The 661-nt window shown below is 63.7% G+C and carries 1 protein-coding gene; it reads left to right on the plus strand.

The features are described 5' to 3' along the window. Nucleotides 1–661: Ig-like domain-containing protein (locus tag QZH66_RS17810; RefSeq protein WP_305807143.1), on the plus strand; the 661-nt coding region annotated here is incomplete at both ends.

The following is a 661-nucleotide window of genomic DNA, read 5'->3' on the forward strand; positions in this document are numbered from 1 at the left end:
CCACGGCGACCATCATCGTGGCGCACCCGGCGATGAAAATCGGCGACACCGCGCTGGTCACCATCACCTTCAGCGAGGCGGTGACCGATTTCGACAATGCCGACCTGACTATCGCAAATGGCACCCTGAGTGCCGTGAGCAGCAGCGACGGTGGCGTCACCTGGACGGCGACGTTCACGCCGACCACTAACGTCGCCAACGCCGCCAACCACATCACCCTGGACAACAGCGGGGTCCGGGCGGCCGTTTCGGGCAATGTCGGCACCGGCACCACCGATTCGAACAATTACGCCATCGACACCCAGCGCCCGACCGCCACCGTCGTGGTGTCGAACGACCATCTGGGCATCGGCGGCTCGTCCGTGGTGACCATCACCTTCAGTGAGGCGGTGGCCGGTTTCTCCTTGACCAACCTGACCGTTGACAACGGCACCCTGAGCGGCTTAAGCACCAGTAATAGCATTACCTATACCGCGACCCTGACGCCGGCGGCAGGCATCACCCAGGGCAACAATCACATTGTTCTGGACAACACTGGCGTGACCGACGTTGCCGGCAACAGCGGCTCTGGCACCACCAGCTCGAACGCCTATGACATCGACGGCGTGCGCCCGACGGCAACCATCGTGGTCGCCAACCCGACCCTGATCGCCGGCCAGAC

This window comes from Stenotrophomonas sp. YIM B06876 (assembly GCF_030711595.1).
Taxonomy (GTDB): domain Bacteria; phylum Pseudomonadota; class Gammaproteobacteria; order Xanthomonadales; family Xanthomonadaceae; genus Stenotrophomonas.